Origin of the sequence: Lactobacillus gasseri ATCC 33323 = JCM 1131, assembly GCF_000014425.1 — a bacterium.
GTDB classification, from domain to species: domain Bacteria; phylum Bacillota; class Bacilli; order Lactobacillales; family Lactobacillaceae; genus Lactobacillus; species Lactobacillus gasseri.
This window is the reverse complement of record NC_008530.1, coordinates 1,087,857-1,105,383: the sequence shown is the minus strand read 5'-3', so window position 1 is coordinate 1,105,383 and position 17,527 is coordinate 1,087,857. Positions and strand designations below refer to the sequence as shown.

The 17,527-nt window shown below is 35.9% G+C and carries 14 protein-coding genes; 9 read left to right on the top strand and 5 right to left on the bottom strand.

Annotated elements, in window-relative coordinates; translation table 11 throughout:
• Positions 1–17: 17 nt before the first annotated feature.
• From LGAS_RS05385 to pyrF, 3 genes are all read right to left on the bottom strand, one after another.
• The gene (locus tag LGAS_RS05385; RefSeq protein WP_003647204.1) at positions 18–1,613 is read right to left on the bottom strand and encodes an Mbeg1-like protein; all 1,596 of its coding nucleotides are present in this window, start codon (positions 1,611–1,613) and stop codon (positions 18–20) included.
• Between the two features lie 247 nt (positions 1,614–1,860).
• On the bottom strand, positions 1,861–2,499 hold the full coding sequence (gene pyrE, locus LGAS_RS05380) for an orotate phosphoribosyltransferase (RefSeq protein WP_003647205.1): 639 nt from the start codon (positions 2,497–2,499) through the stop codon (positions 1,861–1,863).
• Between the two features lies 1 nt (position 2,500).
• Positions 2,501–3,208 carry an orotidine-5'-phosphate decarboxylase gene (pyrF, locus tag LGAS_RS05375; protein ID WP_003647206.1) on the bottom strand — a complete coding sequence of 236 codons (708 nt, stop codon included), beginning with the start codon at positions 3,206–3,208 and terminating at the stop codon, positions 2,501–2,503.
• A gap of 251 nt (positions 3,209–3,459) precedes the next feature.
• On the opposite strand from pyrF, the gene LGAS_RS05370 reads away from it, so the two are divergent.
• The 7 genes from LGAS_RS05370 (at position 3,460) to pyrR (LGAS_RS05340) (ending at position 12,304) form a co-directional block, all read left to right on the top strand.
• Positions 3,460–4,383: a dihydroorotate dehydrogenase gene (locus LGAS_RS05370; protein WP_003651670.1), complete on the top strand. Its 924-nt coding sequence runs from the start codon at positions 3,460–3,462 to the stop codon at positions 4,381–4,383.
• Between the two features lie 168 nt (positions 4,384–4,551).
• On the top strand, positions 4,552–5,094 hold the full coding sequence (pyrR, locus tag LGAS_RS05365; RefSeq protein WP_003647208.1) for a bifunctional pyr operon transcriptional regulator/uracil phosphoribosyltransferase PyrR: 543 nt from the start codon (positions 4,552–4,554) through the stop codon (positions 5,092–5,094).
• 147 nt (positions 5,095–5,241) lie between these two features.
• Positions 5,242–6,198, top strand: coding sequence for an aspartate carbamoyltransferase catalytic subunit (locus tag LGAS_RS05360; protein WP_003647209.1), 957 nt, complete (start codon positions 5,242–5,244; stop codon positions 6,196–6,198).
• Positions 6,198–7,475, top strand: coding sequence for a dihydroorotase (locus tag LGAS_RS05355; protein ID WP_003647210.1), 1,278 nt, complete (start codon positions 6,198–6,200; stop codon positions 7,473–7,475). The genes LGAS_RS05360 and LGAS_RS05355 overlap by 1 nt, the downstream gene beginning before the upstream one ends.
• Positions 7,472–8,560, top strand: a complete 1,089-nt coding sequence (locus LGAS_RS05350) for a carbamoyl phosphate synthase small subunit (protein WP_003647211.1) — start codon at positions 7,472–7,474, stop codon at positions 8,558–8,560. The genes LGAS_RS05355 and LGAS_RS05350 overlap by 4 nt, the downstream gene beginning before the upstream one ends.
• Positions 8,553–11,741 carry a carbamoyl-phosphate synthase large subunit gene (carB, locus tag LGAS_RS05345; RefSeq protein WP_003651666.1) on the top strand — a complete coding sequence of 1,063 codons (3,189 nt, stop codon included), beginning with the start codon at positions 8,553–8,555 and terminating at the stop codon, positions 11,739–11,741. The genes LGAS_RS05350 and carB overlap by 8 nt, the downstream gene beginning before the upstream one ends.
• 26 nt (positions 11,742–11,767) lie before the next feature.
• Positions 11,768–12,304, top strand: a complete 537-nt coding sequence (pyrR, locus tag LGAS_RS05340) for a bifunctional pyr operon transcriptional regulator/uracil phosphoribosyltransferase PyrR (RefSeq protein WP_003647216.1) — start codon at positions 11,768–11,770, stop codon at positions 12,302–12,304.
• Positions 12,305–12,414: 110 nt separating this feature from the next.
• On the opposite strand, the gene LGAS_RS05335 is transcribed toward pyrR (LGAS_RS05340), so the two are convergent.
• Entirely contained in the window at positions 12,415–12,960 is a 546-nt protein-coding gene (locus tag LGAS_RS05335) for a cysteine hydrolase family protein (protein ID WP_003647218.1), read from the bottom strand.
• Between the two features lie 30 nt (positions 12,961–12,990).
• Positions 12,991–15,729: a phosphoenolpyruvate carboxylase gene (gene ppc, locus LGAS_RS05330; RefSeq protein ID WP_003647219.1), complete on the bottom strand. Its 2,739-nt coding sequence runs from the start codon at positions 15,727–15,729 to the stop codon at positions 12,991–12,993.
• Between the two features lie 158 nt (positions 15,730–15,887).
• On the opposite strand from ppc, the gene LGAS_RS05325 reads away from it, so the two are divergent.
• Together LGAS_RS05325 and LGAS_RS05320 are read left to right on the top strand one after the other, a co-directional pair.
• Entirely contained in the window at positions 15,888–16,559 is a 672-nt protein-coding gene (locus tag LGAS_RS05325) for a DNA alkylation repair protein (protein ID WP_003647220.1), read from the top strand.
• Between the two features lie 260 nt (positions 16,560–16,819).
• Entirely contained in the window at positions 16,820–17,521 is a 702-nt protein-coding gene (locus LGAS_RS05320; RefSeq protein ID WP_003647222.1) for an ABC transporter ATP-binding protein, read from the top strand.
• The last annotated feature ends 6 nt before the right edge of the window (positions 17,522–17,527 follow it).

Genomic DNA, 17,527 nt, shown 5'->3' with positions numbered 1-17,527 from the left:
GAAAGCCTTTTGTGACTTTAGCGATGTTTAGATGGCATGCGTAATTTTCTTTGTTTGAATAATTCCATTATTAGTTGGAAAAAGCCATAAATGATTAATAAAATTCCTAAGCTAATTACTGCTTGCCTACTAAAGTAATTTGGATTTATAATCACAATAATTCCAGCAGCAAAGGCAATTAAACTTTCTAGGACATCAATGATATTTCTAAAAATCCCATTTTTCTTATTTTTGACAATTACGCTACGTAATCTTACGTAAGCAAAACCAATTAAGAAAATACCTAAAACGTAGTGTGCTAGGAAGTTAAGCAAGCGATTATTTGAAATAATTGCAATTGCGAGACCAAAGACTATTAAGTAGGTAATAATGAAGAATCGTTTGGGTTTAGGTAAGAGATGAGAATTTGCAGCCTCAACAATGTGATAACCACTCCAACCTATGCAGAAGAGGGCGACTAAGCCACCAAACGCACGATAAGCATAATCAGGAATTGTGAGATCGACAATACCCAGAAGAATTAGAACCCAGCCAATAATTGAATTAGTGTTAATAAAAAGTTTTTCAAGGTGGGTTGCTTTAATGCTTCGCCAAATGGTTTCCCATAAACTACCTAAAACGAACCTAGTTCTTCTTGAAGAATCTGTAAGTGAAAAAAGGATTGCGCCGAAACCACCAAAACCATTTTTATTAAGTTCAGTAATTTTGGTTGCACCACTTGCGGCAAAAGCACTGAACAAATCATTAGTTAAGGCTTCTCGCTCTTGTAGATTTGCTTCGCCAATCCATTGATTGATAATTTGATTATATATTTTAGAAGTAGGGTTCCTGTGAGCTCTAGTAATAAAGTGAGATCCTGAAACTTCCCAACTCATTGGATCATGCTGGGCAAGTTTAGGCCGATCACTGACTAAAATGGTTGGAGTAATATTTTCTGGCTCAAACAATCGTCCAATAATACTAAATTCGGGAACATAGCGTTTCAATTTATCGGTTACACCGTCAACTTGGGTACTCAAGCCAGGACTGTCAAAGGTATAGATAGTATCAATATTATCTTTTAAATCATCTGGTAAATTAACAGCTGCATATTCAGCTAGATTGCCTCCTTTAGAGTGGCCTGCGAGGCTATACACCTGATTAGTGTTTTTAAGAATATTTGTGAGATATTTCAAGGCATATTTTTGAGCTCCAGTAGTTCTAAAACTAATCTCAAAATCCTCTTTCCAGCCAACTAATGTATCGTCAGTACCGCGAAAAGAAATAAAATTAGTATCATTATCTAAGCTGATTTTTATCGCAGAAAACTGAATGCGGTCAGTTAGAACGTCTGCAAAATAAGATAATTTGGCATCCCCAAACCGAACGGAATTAGCCATTAATTTAAGTAAATCTTGATACTTGTAGTGATCTAAGTTTTGATTTGATGAATTAAAATATTTTTTAGCGACTTCTTTAATTGAAATTTCTTTATTAGAGTCTGGGACGATTCCATCGAGATGAATATAAGAAAATGTGGCAATCACTAATGCATCTACTTCGTCAAATGGTCGTGCAGAAAGGGAAATATCGCCACGCCATTTTATGTAAGACAAAATATTATTTGTATCCATATTTCATCCATCCTTTCTGCTAGCTACAATTATTATATATAAAAATGTTGTATTTTTTATTAACAAAGTGCTAATAAAAAAGAAAATCGCTTACTCTTCTTAAGTCTAACACAAGCGAAATAAAGCGATTAATTAACTTTGTTTTTGTAGAAATTTCAAAAGATAAAGGAAATGATTAGAAAACAAAAAAGCAGAGATAATTGCAACATAATCGTTGTCTATCATCTCTGCTTTTCAAATATTTGTCTTAATTATTGAACTTTTTACCCCAAGCCCATGGATCTTCATGCCAAGTCTTCAAAATATCATATTGTTCACTAGTAATATGACCAGATTCGTTTTCTTTCTTCAGCAATTCAGGGTAGGAAAGAAGTGGTGCATATTTTACATTTGCCTTTTTAAAGTTTTCTTTGGCATCTGGTAAGTAATAAGTGAAAATTGAAGAAACACCAGCAACATGACCACCATCTTTTTCTGTGGCTTTAACTGCATTAAGGACTGATCCACCGGTGGTAATTAAATCATCAATCAAAACGATCTTATCATTTTCTGAGAAGCGGCCTTCAATTTGACGACCTTTTCCATGATCTTTTGGCTTAGGTCTAACGTAAATCATTGGTAGATGCAATTTTTCAGCAACTAAAGCAGCATGTGGAATTCCTGCTGTTGCAACACCTCCGACAATTGTTGCTTCAGGAAATTCTTTTGCAATTAAGTTGGCCAAGTCGCTAGCAATCATGTCACGCAATTCAGGATAGGAAACAGTTAAGCGTAAATCGGTATAGATTGGTGAAAGCATTCCGCTTGCGTATGTAAATGGCTTATCAGGTGAAATGGTAATAATTTTTTCTTGGATTAATTGGCTGATAATTTGATCTTTATGCATTTTAGTTGAACTCCTTCTTAATTGCTTCGTATGCTGCTTCTGGATTAGTTGCTAGGGTAATCGGTCGTCCTACGACGATAGCGGTTGAACCCCATTCTTTTGCTTGGGCTGGGGTAGCTACTCTAGATTGATCATCTTTGGCATTTCCTGCTGGGCGAATGCCAGGAGTTACGTATAAAAAGTCATCGCCAACATTTTGACGCAAATTCTTAACTTCTAATGGTGAACAAATTACTCCATCAGCTCCAGCCTTTTTGGCAGTTTCAGCTAGACTTAAAACTTGCTGGTTCATTGATAAGTTACAATTTTGTTCTTCGTGCAAAATATCATCAGAAATTGAAGTTAATTCTGTAACAGCTAATAATTTAGGGATATTTTTACCGACCGGGGTGCCAGCAATTAAACCTTCTTTTGCTGCTTTAATCATTTGACTACCACCAAGAGCATGGACAGTAGTATAAGTGATTCCTAATTGAGCTAAGGCTTTAGCACCATTGTAGACGGTATTAGGTATATCACTCATCTTTAAATCTAAAAAAATTTGGTAGCCTTGTCTAGATAAGTTTCTAACAATTGCAGGACCTTCATTAAAAAAGAGTTCCATTCCAATTTTAATAAAAACATTTTCTGGTTTACCTAGCTTAGGTAAGAGTTCATTTAATTTCTTTTCATTGTCTAAATCTAAGGCAACGATAACTGGTCTTGTCATTTTTCCTCCATAAAAAAAGTCTACACCGAGCGCAGAGAGACACTAGGTATAGACTTTCCCAGATAATTTAAGCCAATAATTTTTAACTTGCGGTCTCTCTGTACCGTTTAAAGTTTAATCAAAATGAAGTTTAGCACCTTCGGTCGAGAATTACAAATAAAATTTTTAACTTTGAAAAAAATAAAAAAGCGTGTACAATCAGTTCTTGAAAAATAATCGAATGACCGTGAGCATTCATTTTGGAGGAAAATATGATTAATACGCATGTAAAATTACCGGGATTAGATTTAAAGAATCCAGTTATGCCAGCAAGTGGAACTTTTGGTTTTGGAGATGTGCCAGCAGCTAAGAAGTTTGATTTAAATGATCTTGGAGCAATGGTTATTAAGACTACTACTCCGCATGCAACAACAGGTAATCCTCAGCCGCAAATAGCTGTTTTAGAGACCGGAGTTTTAAATTCAGTTGGATTAACAAATCCTGGAGTTGATGCGGTAATTGAAGATAAGTTAAAACCTTTACGTCAGAGTTATCCTGATTTGCCAATCATGGCTAGCGTTGGTGGCGAAGATGAAGCAGGTTATGTTGAAGTAGCTAAAAAATTATCTGATTCAGGTTTAGTTAATGCTTTAGAAATTAATGTTTCTTGTCCTAACGTAAACCAAGGCGGAATGAGTTTTGGTGTTCATCCAGATGTAGTTGAATCTTTAACTAAGAAAATTAAGGCAGTGACTAATGTTCCCATTTATGTGAAGTTAACTCCAAATGTGACTGATATTACACAAATTTCTAAAGCTGCTGAAAAAGGCGGTGCAGATGGTTTGTCCTTAATTAATACTCTTTTAGGGATGGATATTGATATTAAAACAAGAAAACCTGTTTTAGGCCACAATATTGGCGGTCTTTCTGGAGAAGCAGTCAAGCCAGTTGCGCTTAGAATGGTTCACCAAGTTCGTCAAAGTACAAGTTTGCCGATTATTGGAATGGGCGGAATTAGTTCAGCTCAAGACGTAATCAAATTCATGCTTGCTGGTGCTAATGCTGTTGCGGTTGGAACAGCTCATTTTAAAGACAGTATTGCGTCAAAGCATATTGCTGATGAATTGCCTAATGAATTAGAAAAATTAGGTATTGAAGACATTAATGACTTGGTCAATCAAGTTGAATTTAATTAAATTGCTTGACAAAGAAGATAATTTACAGTAATTTTAAAGCAATGAATGTCCTTTAAAATTAGTCCCGTGAGGCTAGCAAGGCAGGCTTAAATAAGTATGACTTTACTATAAGCTCCTAGTCTCTGACACTAGGAGCTTTTTTCATGGGCAAGACCAGGAGGGTAAAAGATGGCAAAGGAAATTTGGGATGCATTAGCAATGAAGCGTGCACTAACTCGAATTACTTATGAAATTATTGAACAAAATAAAGGAACAGATAATCTGGTTTTGATCGGTATCAAAACTCGTGGTGTTTACCTAGCTAAGAGAATTCATGATCGTATTCAAAAATTAGAAGACGTTGATGTGCCAGTTGATGAACTAGACATCACTCTTTATCGTGATGATCGTCATGATGCTTCATTGAAGCAAGATCCAGTAATTAATTCCAATAAAATAAGCGTTGATATTAACGATAAGAAGGTTATCTTAATTGATGACGTAATCTATACTGGTCGTACAATTCGAGCAGCAATGGACGCTTTAATGGATGATGGACGCCCTAGTTCAATTAAAGTTGCAGTTTTGGTAGATCGTGGACATCGAGAATTGCCGATTCGTGCTGATTTTGTTGGTAAAAACATTCCAACAGCAGCTGACGAACAAGTTGCTGTTAACATGGTAGAAAAAGACGGTAGGGATTCAGTTGAATTGAAGTCATTACCAAAATAGTTTGGAAATATTAATTTAATAGTCAACCATTTAATTGACTCCAGAGAGGGCCAGAAGGGTTGCTATATTTTTCGTGTACCAGAATACGAAAAATAGGCCTGGAGCAATTAAATGCTTCAGGCCTTTTGTTTTAGAAAGAATATAAAAATGGAAAAATTAAATCTTGTTAGTTTACCACATTTTGTTAGTGTAGAAAATTTAAGCGCTGAAGAAGTTGAAGCCTTAATTAATCGAGCAGAGTACTTTAAAAATGGTGGAGCAACACCGCGTTTAACTCAGCCAGTTTATATTTCAAATATGTTTTTTGAAGATTCAAGCAGGACGCATACTAGTTTTGAAATGGCTGAAAGAAAATTAGGTTTAACAGTAATTCCTTTTGATCCAGCACATTCTTCAGTTAATAAAGGTGAAACTTTATATGACACTTCTTTGATTATGGATGCCGTTGGAGTAAATATTGAAGTGATTCGGCACTCACAGAATGAATACTATCAAGATTTAATTCATCCAAAAAAGCACCAACATTTAAATATTGGCGTAATTAACGCAGGTGACGGAAGTGGACAACACCCTAGTCAATGCTTATTGGATATGATGACAATTCATGAACATTTTGGCCATTTTAAAGGCTTGAAAGTGGCTATCGTTGGCGACATTACTAATTCACGTGTGGCCAAAAGTAATATGGAATTGTTGACTAGACTAGGTGCAGAAGTCTACTTCTCAGGTCCTGAGTATTGGTATTCAAGCGAATATGATAAGTATGGAAAATATGAAAAATTAGACAAGCTAATTCCTGAAATGGATGTCATGATGCTCTTGAGAGTTCAACACGAAAGACACAGTGATGATCCGAATGAAAAGAACTTTGATGCCCAAGCATACCATGAAGAATATGGAATTAATCATAAGCGTTACCAAGAATTAAAACCCGACACGATTATTATGCACCCAGGCCCAATTAATCACGATGTTGAGTTAAGTGGTGACTTAGTTGAAAGTGACAAGTGCATGTTTACCCGCCAAATGCAAAACGGTGTATTTATGAGAATGGCAATGATTGAAGCAGTTTTGCGGGGAAGAAAATTAGGAGGGCTTAACTAATGGCAACTGTAATAAAAAATGGAACAGTTTATCAGAATGGGCGCTTAATTAAGGCTGATGTCTTAATTGAAGGTAAAAAAATAAAGGCTATTGGGACAGATTTGGATGCCGAAAAAATTATTGATGCTCAAGGGATGCTTGTTAGTCCAGGTTTGGTTGATGTTCATGTTCACTACCGCGATCCTGGTCAAACATATAAAGAAGATATTAAGACTGGTAGTGAAGCCGCAGCACGTGGTGGTTTTACAACTGTAGGTGCAATGCCTAATGTTACGCCAGTTCCTAATACACCTGAATTAATGAAAAAGATGGTGGAGGAAAATAAACACAAAGGTGTAGTTCATATTTTTCAATATGGACCGATAACCAATGATGAAACAACTGATATTATCCCTGATTATGCAGCCTTGAAAAAGGCAGGAGCCTTTGCCTTAAGTAATGATGGACATGGCGTACAGACTGCACAAACCATGTATTTAGCAATGCAAAAGGCTAAAGAAAATAACTTAATCATTGCAACTCACGCCCAAGATGATTCGCTTTTTAATAAAGGAATCGTGAACGAAGGAGTAGCAGCGAAGAAGCTAGATTTACCGCCAGTTACTGAACTTGCAGAAACAACTCAAATTGCACGTGACCTGCTTTTAGCACAAAAAACTGGAGTTCATTATCATATTTGCCACGTTTCAACTAAGACAAGCGTTGAATTGGTGCGCCTAGCTAAAGCGCGTGGAATCAACGTAACTTGTGAAGTTGCCCCGCATCATATTTTATTGACTGATAGTGATATTCCTAAAGATAATGGTTACTTTAAAATGAATCCGCCATTAAGAAATAAAGAAGATCAAGCAGCTCTTTTGGTTGGCTTACTAGATGGAACTATTGATTTGATTGCCACTGATCATGCGCCACATGCGAAAAGTGAAAAACAAGGCGGTATGAAAAATGCCGCTTTTGGAATTACGGGAAGTGAAACTGCATTTAGTACACTTTATACTAAATTCGTAAAGGAAGAAAAAGTTTTAAGCCTTGAGCAGCTATTAGCACTTCTCAGCGACAAACCAGCTAAAGTATTTGGAATCGAGAATGCGGGAGTTTTAGAACCAGGAAAGAATGCCGATGTTGCAATTTTTGATATTGAGCATAAAAACGAAATCAAGGAAGCTGATTTTAAGTCAAAAGGTGTAAATACACCATTTACTGGTCAAAAAGTATATGGCGAAACAGTAATGACGCTTGTCGATGGTGAAGTTGTATATCAAAGGGGAACAAAATGAAACGCTATTTAATTTTAGAAGATGGCAGTATTTATGAAGGAGAAGGCTTCGGAGCTGACTGCGAAAGTAGTGGTGAGGTTGTTTTTACAACAGGAATGACTGGCTACCAAGAAGCAATTACTGATCAAAGTTATGCTGACCAGATTTTAGTTTTTACCAATCCCTTAATTGGTAATTATGGGATTACTTTAGCCGACTATGAATCACTTGAACCGCAAATTAAGGGTGTAGTATGTCATCAAGTTGCTCGTCATCCTGATAATTGGAGAATGCAAACAACTTTGCCAAAATTTTTAGAAAGATTAAATATTCCCGGTCTACAAGGAATTGATACGCGCGAATTGGTTAAAAAGCTTCGAATTCACGGTACATTAAAAGGAAAGATCACTGATTCTAAAGAAAATGCTGTTAAGATTGCTCAAGAATTAAAAGAAAAAAATATTACTCAAGGTGTGATTAGCCGCGTTTCAACTAAAAATTCATATCCAGTCCCAGGATCTAAACGTAACATTGTTGTAGTTGATTTTGGAATTAAGCATAGTATTTTACGAGAGTTAGCTGAAAGAGATTGTAATTGCATTGTTTTACCTTACACTGCAAGTGCTGATGAAATTTTAAGTCTTAATCCAGATGGCGTGCTCTTATCTAATGGACCTGGAGATCCAGAAGAAATGGTTGAAGCTGCAAAGATGGTTCAAGAAGTTGAAAAACATGTTCCTTTGTTTGGAATTTGTATGGGGCACCAAGTTTTTGCGCTTGCTAACGGTGCTAAAACCTACAAGATGAAATTTGGACACCGTGGGTTTAACCATCCAGTACGAGAAATTGCAACTGGAAATATTGGTTTTACTTCGCAAAATCATGGTTATGCAGTTGATCCTGCCTCAATTGATAAAGAAAATCTGATGATTACGCATGTTGAAGTAAATGACGGGACTGTTGAAGGTTTACGCCATAAAAAGTATCCAGCATTTTCAGTACAATTCCACCCTGATGCAACACCAGGTCCTCATGATGAAGATTCATTATTTGATGATTTCATGTCAATGATTGACCAAAGAAAGGAAGAAGAGCGTCATGCCTAAAAGAACAGATATTCATAAAATTATGGTGATTGGTTCTGGCCCAATTATTATTGGTCAAGCTGCTGAGTTTGATTATTCAGGTACTCAAGCCTGCTTAGCTCTTCGAGAAGAGGGCTATGAGGTTGTCTTAGTCAATTCAAATCCGGCAACGATTATGACTGATACGACTATTGCCGATAAGGTCTATATTGAACCTTTAACAGTAGAATCAATTTCAAGAATTATTAGACAAGAATATCCTGATGCAATCCTGCCAACTCTTGGTGGTCAAGTTGGATTAAACATGGCGCTAGCTTTGGCTAAAACTGGAATTTTAGACGAATTAAATATTGAATTACTAGGAACAAAACTTTCTTCCATTGAACAAGCAGAAGATAGGGAGAAGTTTAAAGAATTATGTAAAAAATTAGGTGAACCAGTTCCTCCATCAAAGACTGTTAATACCGTTGAAGATGCTTTAGCATTTGGGGATGAAATCGGTTATCCAATCATTGTTAGACCAGCATTTACAATGGGTGGAACTGGTGGCGGAATCTGTCATAGTCATGAAGAATTAGCTGAAATCGCTAAGAATGGGTTAGAGCTTTCTCCAGTGACTGAATGTTTAATTGAAAAATCAATCGCTGGTTATAAAGAAATTGAGTTTGAGGTAATGCGGGACCATGACGATAATGCAATGATTGTCTGCTGCATGGAAAACTTTGATCCGGTTGGTATTCATACGGGAGATTCAATTGTCTTTTCACCTAGTCAAACTTTAAGCGATAAAGAGTACCAAATGCTTAGAGATTGTTCATTACGCTTAATTCGTGCTCTTAAGATCGAAGGTGGTTGTAATGTACAACTAGCTTTAGATCCAAATAGTTTTGATTATGATGTGATTGAAGTTAATCCAAGAGTGTCAAGATCGAGTGCTCTTGCTTCAAAAGCAACCGGTTATCCAATTGCCAAGATGGCAGCTAAAATTGCAATCGGAATGACTTTAGATGAAATTAAGAACCCAGTAACTGGAACAACTTATGCAGAATTTGAACCAGCATTAGACTATGTTGTCTGCAAAATTCCACGCTGGCCATTTGATAAGTTCTCTAAGGCTGATCGCACTTTGGGCACGCAAATGAAAGCAACCGGTGAAGTGATGGCAATTGGTCGAACTGCTGAAGAAGCAATGCAGAAAGCAGTAAGGTCACTTGAGATTGATGAAAAAGATTTATATTCAGAAAAAGCTCACAAAGCAAGTGATGAAGAAATTGAGCAAAAACTAGTTAAAGCACAAGATGATCGTCTCTTTTATTTAGCTGAAGCCTTTAGAAGAGGGTATAGTCTTGAAGATGTACACGAATTAACGAAGATCAACTTTTATTTCTTAGATATTGTGAGTCATATGGTTGAAATGGAAAAGACCATTAAAGAAAATAAGGATGATCTTGAAACTTTACGTTTAGCTAAAAAATATGGTTTTAGCGATCCAACTATAGCTGCTTTATGGAATGAAAAAGCTGACCAAGTTAGAGACTTACGTAAAAAACATGGTATCATCCCGGTTTATAAGATGGTTGATACCTGCGCTGCTGAGTTTGAATCAAAAACACCATACTTCTATTCAACTTATGATGGTGAAAATGAATCACATAAATCTGGTAAGAAATCAGTCGTTGTTATTGGTTCTGGTCCCATTAGAATTGGACAGGGTGTTGAGTTTGATTATGCAACAGTTCACTGTGTTAAAGCACTACAAAAAATGGGCTATGAAGCAATTGTAATTAACTCAAATCCAGAAACTGTTTCAACTGACTTCTCAATTTCAGATAAGCTTTACTTTGAACCTTTGACTTTAGAAGATGTTTTGAATGTTTGTGATTTAGAAAAACCAGAAGGTGTTATTGTTCAATTTGGTGGTCAGACTTCTATTAACCTTGCAGCTGGTTTAGAAAGACATGGAGTTAAAATTTTAGGAACGACAGTTAAAGATCTTAACCGTGCAGAAGACCGTGAATTGTTTGATCAAATTATTAAAAAGCTTAAGCTTAATCAACCAAAAGGATTGACTGCTACGACGCATGAAGGCGTAATTAAAGCAGCTGAAGAGTTGGGATATCCTGTCTTAGTTCGTCCAAGTTATGTGCTTGGTGGAAAAGCAATGGAAATTGTTTATAACAAGAGCGAACTAGAAGAATACTTACACGATCATGTAGATATTGCTGCTGATCACCCAATTTTAGTTGATGATTATTTAGATGGCCGTGAATGTGACGTTGACGCAATTTGCGATGGTAAAGATGTTCTGTTGCCTGGAATTATGGAACACATTGAACATGCTGGTGTTCACTCAGGTGACTCAATGGCGGTATATCCTCCGCAAACATTTACTGATGACGTTAAAGAGAAGATTATGGACGTTACTCGGAAATTGGCGCTTACTCTTAACTGTGTTGGAATTATGAACATTCAGTTTATTGTTAGAAATGGTGAAGTATACGTAATTGAAGTAAACCCTCGGGCAAGTAGAACAGTACCATTTTTAAGCAAGATAACCGGAATTGAAATGGCGCAAGTTGCAACTAGAGTAATTATGGGTGAAAGCTTAGCTGAGCAAGGCTATAGCGATGGTCTTGCACCAGAGCCAGAAATGATTAGCGTTAAGGCTCCTGTGTTTAGCTTTAGTAAGTTGGCTGATGTTGATTCATATCTTGGACCTGAAATGAAGTCAACTGGTGAAGTAATGGGAAGCGACCATACTTTTGCTAAAGCACTTTATAAGGCCTTTGCTGGAGCTAAAATGCAGATACCTGAAAACGGAAATGTTTTATTGACAATTGAAGATAGAGATAAAGACAAAATTTTACCGATTGCTAAGCGTTTTGCTAGAATTGGCTATCGGATCTTTGCTACTAAGGGTACAGCTGAATTTTTAAAGAGTAATGGTTTGCATGTTGATCTAGTAACTAAAGTTCATGAAGGCGAAAATAAAGATGATAATATCTTGAATGAACTGAGAGATGGAAAGATTGACTTAGTAATTAATACTATGGGACATGATATTGAAAAGAATTCAGATGGCTTTATTATTAGACGGATGGCTATTCAACAAAATGTTCCTTTGTTAACTGCTCTTGACACAGCCGATGCTCTTTTAACTGCTCTTGAAAATAGATCATTTGCGACAGACGCCTTAAAATAAAAATCCTTGATTAAGGAAGAGATATAATGACAAAAGAAATTTGGGACAAGCTTGCAATGAAGCGAGCTCTTGTCAGAATTACGTATGAAATTATTGAAAGAAATAAGGGAGTAGAAGATCTAGTCTTAGTTGGTATTAAGACGCGCGGAGTATATTTAGCTCGTAGAATGCGTGATAGGCTGAAAGAAGTCGAAAAAGTAGATGTTCCAGTAGGTGAATTAGATATTACGCCTTATCGGGATGATCGAAAAAAAGATTTTAGTCAAGAAAAAATACCTGATTTAGAGCCGATGGATCTAGATATTACTAATAAAAATGTTGTTTTAGTAGACGATGTTCTCTATACTGGTCGTACAATTAGGGCAGCGATGGATGCCCTGATTGCAAATGGACGACCAAAGTCGATTTCTGTAGCGGTTTTAGTCGATCGGGGACATCGAGAATTACCGATCAAAGCTGATTTTGTTGGTAAAAATATTCCAACTTCACTTAATGAGCAAGTGTCAGTTAATGTCAGTGAAATTGATGGTGTTGATAGTATTGAATTAATCAATTTAAAGTAGAAATTTTAAGCAAAGAAAATAAGCTGTATCATTGTTTGTAGAAATGATACAGCTTATTTTTAATTATTTAACTTGTACATTAGTATAGTAATTATTCTTAATTCAGAACCTTAGATCAAGGTTGCACCAAGCGAATTCTTGAAGTGGTCTAATGCCCATTCTTGTCCATGCTCAGTAAATGTTGTCACACCTTTAGTTGGGACTGTAATACCGTAGTTTAAATTATAGGCACTCACTGCTGTATGAAGAACACAAATGTCAGTACATACACCAGTCAGCCAAAGATCATCAATTTTACGTTCACGTAGGTAGTTATCAAGATTGGTATTTTGGAAAGAAGAGTAGCGATTTTTATTAAATTTATAAACGCGGTCGCTAGACTTATGATTTTCGTACCAGTCTTTTAATTTACCATAAAGTTCTTGACCAGGAGTGCCAACGATATTATGTGGTGGAAAAAGCTTATACTCAGGGCTGAATTTATCACCCGTGTGACCGTCGGTTGGGAAAATTACGTAGTCACCATTTTCATAAAACTGATCTGCAAGCTCAATTAAATAATCTTCCAATGCTTGAGCAGGCTTACCACAAGTGAGTGAACCATTATCGGCAATAAAATCGTTAGTATAGTCAATAATTAATAGCGCTTTTGTCATGTTACTTCCCTCAAAATAAATTTCTTAAAACTATCCCGAATTACGTAAGCCAGAAGTTACACCATTAATTGTAATTGGTAAGATGCTTTCATAAACTCCGGCGATGTCAGCAACTCGATCACGTTTAATCATTTCAATCTGAATGTAGTTAAGAATGTTAAAGTAAGGCATCCGGTAATTTAAGCTCATTTGCAGGCTTGGATTATCAGCTAGCAGCTCCTTGTTACCTTCAATTTGAAGAATAACTTCTTTGGTAAGTTTCCATTCTTGGTAGATAGTATCAAAGACTTGCTTAGTATCTTCATCTTCACATAGGTCCGCATATTGCTTGGCGATATCCATGTTAGATTTCGATAAAACCATATCGACGTTAGAAAGTAGAGAGTGGAAGAATGGCCAGCCCTGATACATCTTTTGTAAAGTTTCTAAGTTGTGAGAATCGGCATCGATAAAATGCTTGAAGGCAGATCCAACACCATACCAACCTGGAAACATGATCCGACTTTGTGACCAGGAGAAGACCCAAGGGATAGCTCTTAATCCTGAGAAGTCAGTGATTTTCTTTCTTGCGGCAGGTCGAGAACCAATATTTAAGTTAGAAATTTGTTTGATTGGTGTAGCTTGCAAGAAATAGTCAAGAAAGGCAGGCGTTTCAAAAACTAATTTGCGGTAAACTTTATTGCTGTCAAGCACAATCTTATCCATTGAATCACGGAATCCGCCAATGTCATCTTCGCTTACGATTTGTTTAGAAACAATTCGGTCGATTGTTGCTGAAGCAAGCATTTCTAAGTTGTAGTAGGCAGTGTCTTGATTACCATATTTATTTTGAATGATTTCACCTTGTTCAGTCATTCTAATCCGGTCATTAATTGAACCGAAAGGCTGAGCGGTAATGGCTTCATATGAAGGACCGCCACCTCGGCCAACAGTTCCACCACGTCCATGCATAAAGGTAATGTTAACACCTAATTTCTTGCCCATTGCAGTTAAATCTTTTTGAGCCTTATAGAGGTTCCAACAAGAAGCTAAGTAGCCGCCGTCTTTGTTTGAATCAGAGTAGCCGAGCATAATTTCTTGATAATCGTTCTGGGAAGCAAGCCATTTTTTAACAATATCTAAGTTCAAAAACTCTTTCATGATTTCACGCGAGTTCTCTAAGTCTTCAACTGTTTCAAATAATGGAACTACTTGGATGCGAGCACCTTGATTGTCTAAAAGATCATATTCTTTAAGCATAATTGCTTGTTCTAAAAGATCGGAAACACTTTCCGTGTGCGAAATAATATGTTGCTTAATTACATCTTCACCGATACGATCTTTGAGCTCACGTGCAGTCTTGTAGATTTTTAATTCTTTTTGAAGTAGGTCAGACTTAGGCTTGTTATTAGCATGAAGATTGCGTGGATCGTCATTTAGCTCTTTAAGTAGAACTTGAACTTTTTCTTTTTCTGGCAACTCACTATAATTGTCACAAATTCCTGCGCTTTTTAGTAACTCTGCAACACATGCTTCATTTACGCTAGAATCTTGACGCATATCAATTGTTGCCAAATGAAAGCCAAAAATATTAATTGCTTCTAAAAGTTCAGTGAAGAAACTTCTGATAACTGCTTGATCATGGTCTTGTTCAAGTGATTCTTTAATCGTAATTAGATCTGCTTTAAAAGCTTGAGGATTATTATAAACAGGAATTTTATCTAAGTTTTCTAAGTCACGTCTTTTAACAAAACTATTTTTATCTACTGTACCTAAAAGTTGGTACTCAGTATGAAGCAAGCGACTCTCAATATAGTAAAAAGCACGACGATAAGGTTCATTGGTTCTAAATGGTGAATCGTCATTTGAAAGTGCTGAAAGTTTTTCAACAGCTGTGGAAGTCTTCATATAAGATGTAGACATTGAGATAGTGCGGTAAAGTTTATTTAGCTTTTTGATGTAATATTCAAAAATTACTTGGCTCTGCAAACTTGCACTTAACTTTAAAGTGTCAGCTGTTACATAAGGATTACCATCCCGGTCGCCGCCAATCCACATTCCCATCGTAATTGGGGTTGCGCCTTTAAGATCTAAGTTATACTTCTTAGCTAATTCTTGATAGCGAGCCGTAAATTTGGTAATTGCTGGAATCAAAGCCTTAGGATAGTAAGCTAAAACATTAGTAATTTCGTTAGATACTTGCAGCTTGTGACTACGGATAATGTCTGTCTGCATTAAAATCTCAATATATGCACGGAGCTTTTCAGTCCATTCAGCCTGATTGATGGTTCCGTTTTTAACTTCGCGGTAGTTACGCAATAAGTTGTGAATCTGGTCAGTTAGTTCAAGAACAGTCTTTCTTTGCACTTGAGTAGGGTGCGCGGTTAAAACTGGAACAACATTAACATGCTTTAAGATTTCATTAGCGTTTTCTTTTTGCGCAACTAAATCAATTGTATCTTCAAGCTTGCCCAGATAATCTTGATCAGTATTGTTGAGCAAGTTAACTTCGCTTGCTAATTCTACATCTTCAGAAATATTAACTAATAAGGGAAGGGTTGCAAAGTAGCGAGCAACCACCATCATCTCTTGATTAGTTAAACTAGCAATTTGCTTTTCAAGAGCATCGTAGTCTTTTTGAGCAGAAATCTTGATCAAGTCTTGGATCTTATTAAAAACAACGTCGCCGCTCAATTGACGCGTACTTTCATTAAGCAAGTTGGTTAAAATCTTAACCTCTTCAGCAACCATTGCGTGGTCACTACTGTTTTCTAACTTCTTGATGGACATTAAAAAGTTTCCTCCTTTTTGTGAAAGATTTAACATAAGGATATCACACATTTGTATGTTTGAATATTAGTTTGAAACATAATTTTCTATGCTAAAATTTTCATTGATTATCATCTTTTCTAAGTACTAGATTTATTTTAACAAGTAAGGAAACTGAAGTGAAAGAAATAAGTAAGTATCAACGATTAAGAAAGAAATTAATCGAGAATAGTGATCCAGAACTAGCTAGACAAATGGAAAGCTATATGAGAAATAAGTTTAAATTTTATGGTTTGAAGACCCCAGAACGTCGGAAAAGCTATCATGATCTTATTAAGTTAGAAAAAGCGAATAAAAAAATTGATTGGAAATTTTTAGATCAAGCCTGGGTAGATGAACATCGTGAAGCTCAATATTTTGTTTGTGACTATTTAATTGCACTAGAAAAATATCTCAAATTTGAAGATATTGACCATATTTTTAATTATGTAAAGTCTAAACAATGGTGGGATACAATTGATAGTTTAATTAAGCCAATTGGAAATATTGGTTTAAGGGATGATCGAGTAAGCGATTTAATGTTAGTTTGGTCAAAGGATGACGATTTTTGGGTCAGAAGAGTAGCAATTGAGCATCAGCTTTTGCGTAAAGATAAAATGAATGTTGAATTATTAAATGCAATTTTAGAAAACAACTTGGGTAATTCAGAATTCTTTATTAATAAGGCAATTGGCTGGGCACTACGTGATTATTCTAAAACTAATCCAGATTGGGTAAAAAATTTTATTAGCAAGCATCATACTGAGATGGCAACTCTTTCAATTAAAGAAGGAAGTAAGTATTTATCATGAAGTCTAAGAGTAATTTAAGCAAACTTGTTACTCTTCTTGTTTTGTGCGGCTTTTTAATTTTGGCTATTAAGCACGGCAATATAATAGAAAGTTTAATTTTTGTTATTTTGATACTTACCTTTATTGCCGTAAAGTTTATTTTTAATAAAAATTAATTGAACTACTAAAAGTCTTTCTATATCAGTGCTTTTTACTCATATATTTGGTCAATTTTTCATACAATATATTTATAGGGAGACTAGAAATAGGGGATGAATAAATTGGCTTTTATTGAATTAAGAAACTGTTCAAAGAGGTATGGTACAGGCGCTACTACGGTCTGGGCAAATAAAGACCTTAGCTTTGATATTGACCAGGGTGAATTAGTAATTATTTTAGGATCATCTGGTGCCGGGAAATCTACTTTATTGAATATTTTAGGCGGTATGGAGAATGTTACTAAGGGAGAAGTTATTGTTAATGGAAATAACATTGCAAACTATTCTGCCAAGGAATTAACCAAATATCGGAGAAACAAAATTGGTTTTGTTTTTCAGTTTTATAACTTAATACCTAATTTAACCGCTAAAGAAAATGTAGAACTGGCAAATGAGTTAGTAGCTAATCCGCTTGATGCAGATGTTGCCCTCAAAGAAGTGGGGCTTGAAAATAGGATCAATAACTTCCCATCCCAACTCTCTGGTGGAGAGCAGCAACGAGTTGCGATTGCACGTGCAATTGCTAAGAATCCAGCTTTACTGTTATGTGATGAACCAACTGGAGCTTTAGATTATCAGACTGGTAAAAAAGTCCTTAAGATTCTACAAGATCGTAGTTTAAAGAAAAATTCAACAGTTATCATTGTGACGCATAATGCAGCTTTAGTTCCAATAGCTGACAAGGTTATCAGGATCCAAGATGGAAAAATAAAGCAAATTGAATATAACGCTCATCCGCAAGATATTGAAAAAATTGAATGGTAGGTGAGT

Excerpts from the sequence above, each read along its gene's own strand:
- pyrE (WP_003647205.1), bottom strand. The coding sequence starts at position 2,499 with ATGCATAAAGATCAAATTATCAGCCAATTAATCCAAGAAAAAATTATT.
- carB (WP_003651666.1), top strand. The coding sequence starts at position 8,553 with ATGCCTAAAAGAACAGATATTCATAAAATTATGGTGATTGGTTCTGGC.
- pyrF (WP_003647206.1), bottom strand. The coding sequence starts at position 3,208 with ATGACAAGACCAGTTATCGTTGCCTTAGATTTAGACAATGAAAAGAAA.
- pyrR (WP_003647208.1), top strand. The coding sequence starts at position 4,552 with ATGGCAAAGGAAATTTGGGATGCATTAGCAATGAAGCGTGCACTAACT.
- LGAS_RS05350 (WP_003647211.1), top strand. The coding sequence starts at position 7,472 with ATGAAACGCTATTTAATTTTAGAAGATGGCAGTATTTATGAAGGAGAA.
- LGAS_RS05335 (WP_003647218.1), bottom strand. The coding sequence starts at position 12,960 with ATGACAAAAGCGCTATTAATTATTGACTATACTAACGATTTTATTGCC.
- LGAS_RS05385 (WP_003647204.1), bottom strand. The coding sequence starts at position 1,613 with ATGGATACAAATAATATTTTGTCTTACATAAAATGGCGTGGCGATATT.
- ppc (WP_003647219.1), bottom strand. The coding sequence starts at position 15,729 with ATGTCCATCAAGAAGTTAGAAAACAGTAGTGACCACGCAATGGTTGCT.
- LGAS_RS05370 (WP_003651670.1), top strand. The coding sequence starts at position 3,460 with ATGATTAATACGCATGTAAAATTACCGGGATTAGATTTAAAGAATCCA.
- pyrR (WP_003647216.1), top strand. The coding sequence starts at position 11,768 with ATGACAAAAGAAATTTGGGACAAGCTTGCAATGAAGCGAGCTCTTGTC.
- LGAS_RS05360 (WP_003647209.1), top strand. The coding sequence starts at position 5,242 with ATGGAAAAATTAAATCTTGTTAGTTTACCACATTTTGTTAGTGTAGAA.
- LGAS_RS05355 (WP_003647210.1), top strand. The coding sequence starts at position 6,198 with ATGGCAACTGTAATAAAAAATGGAACAGTTTATCAGAATGGGCGCTTA.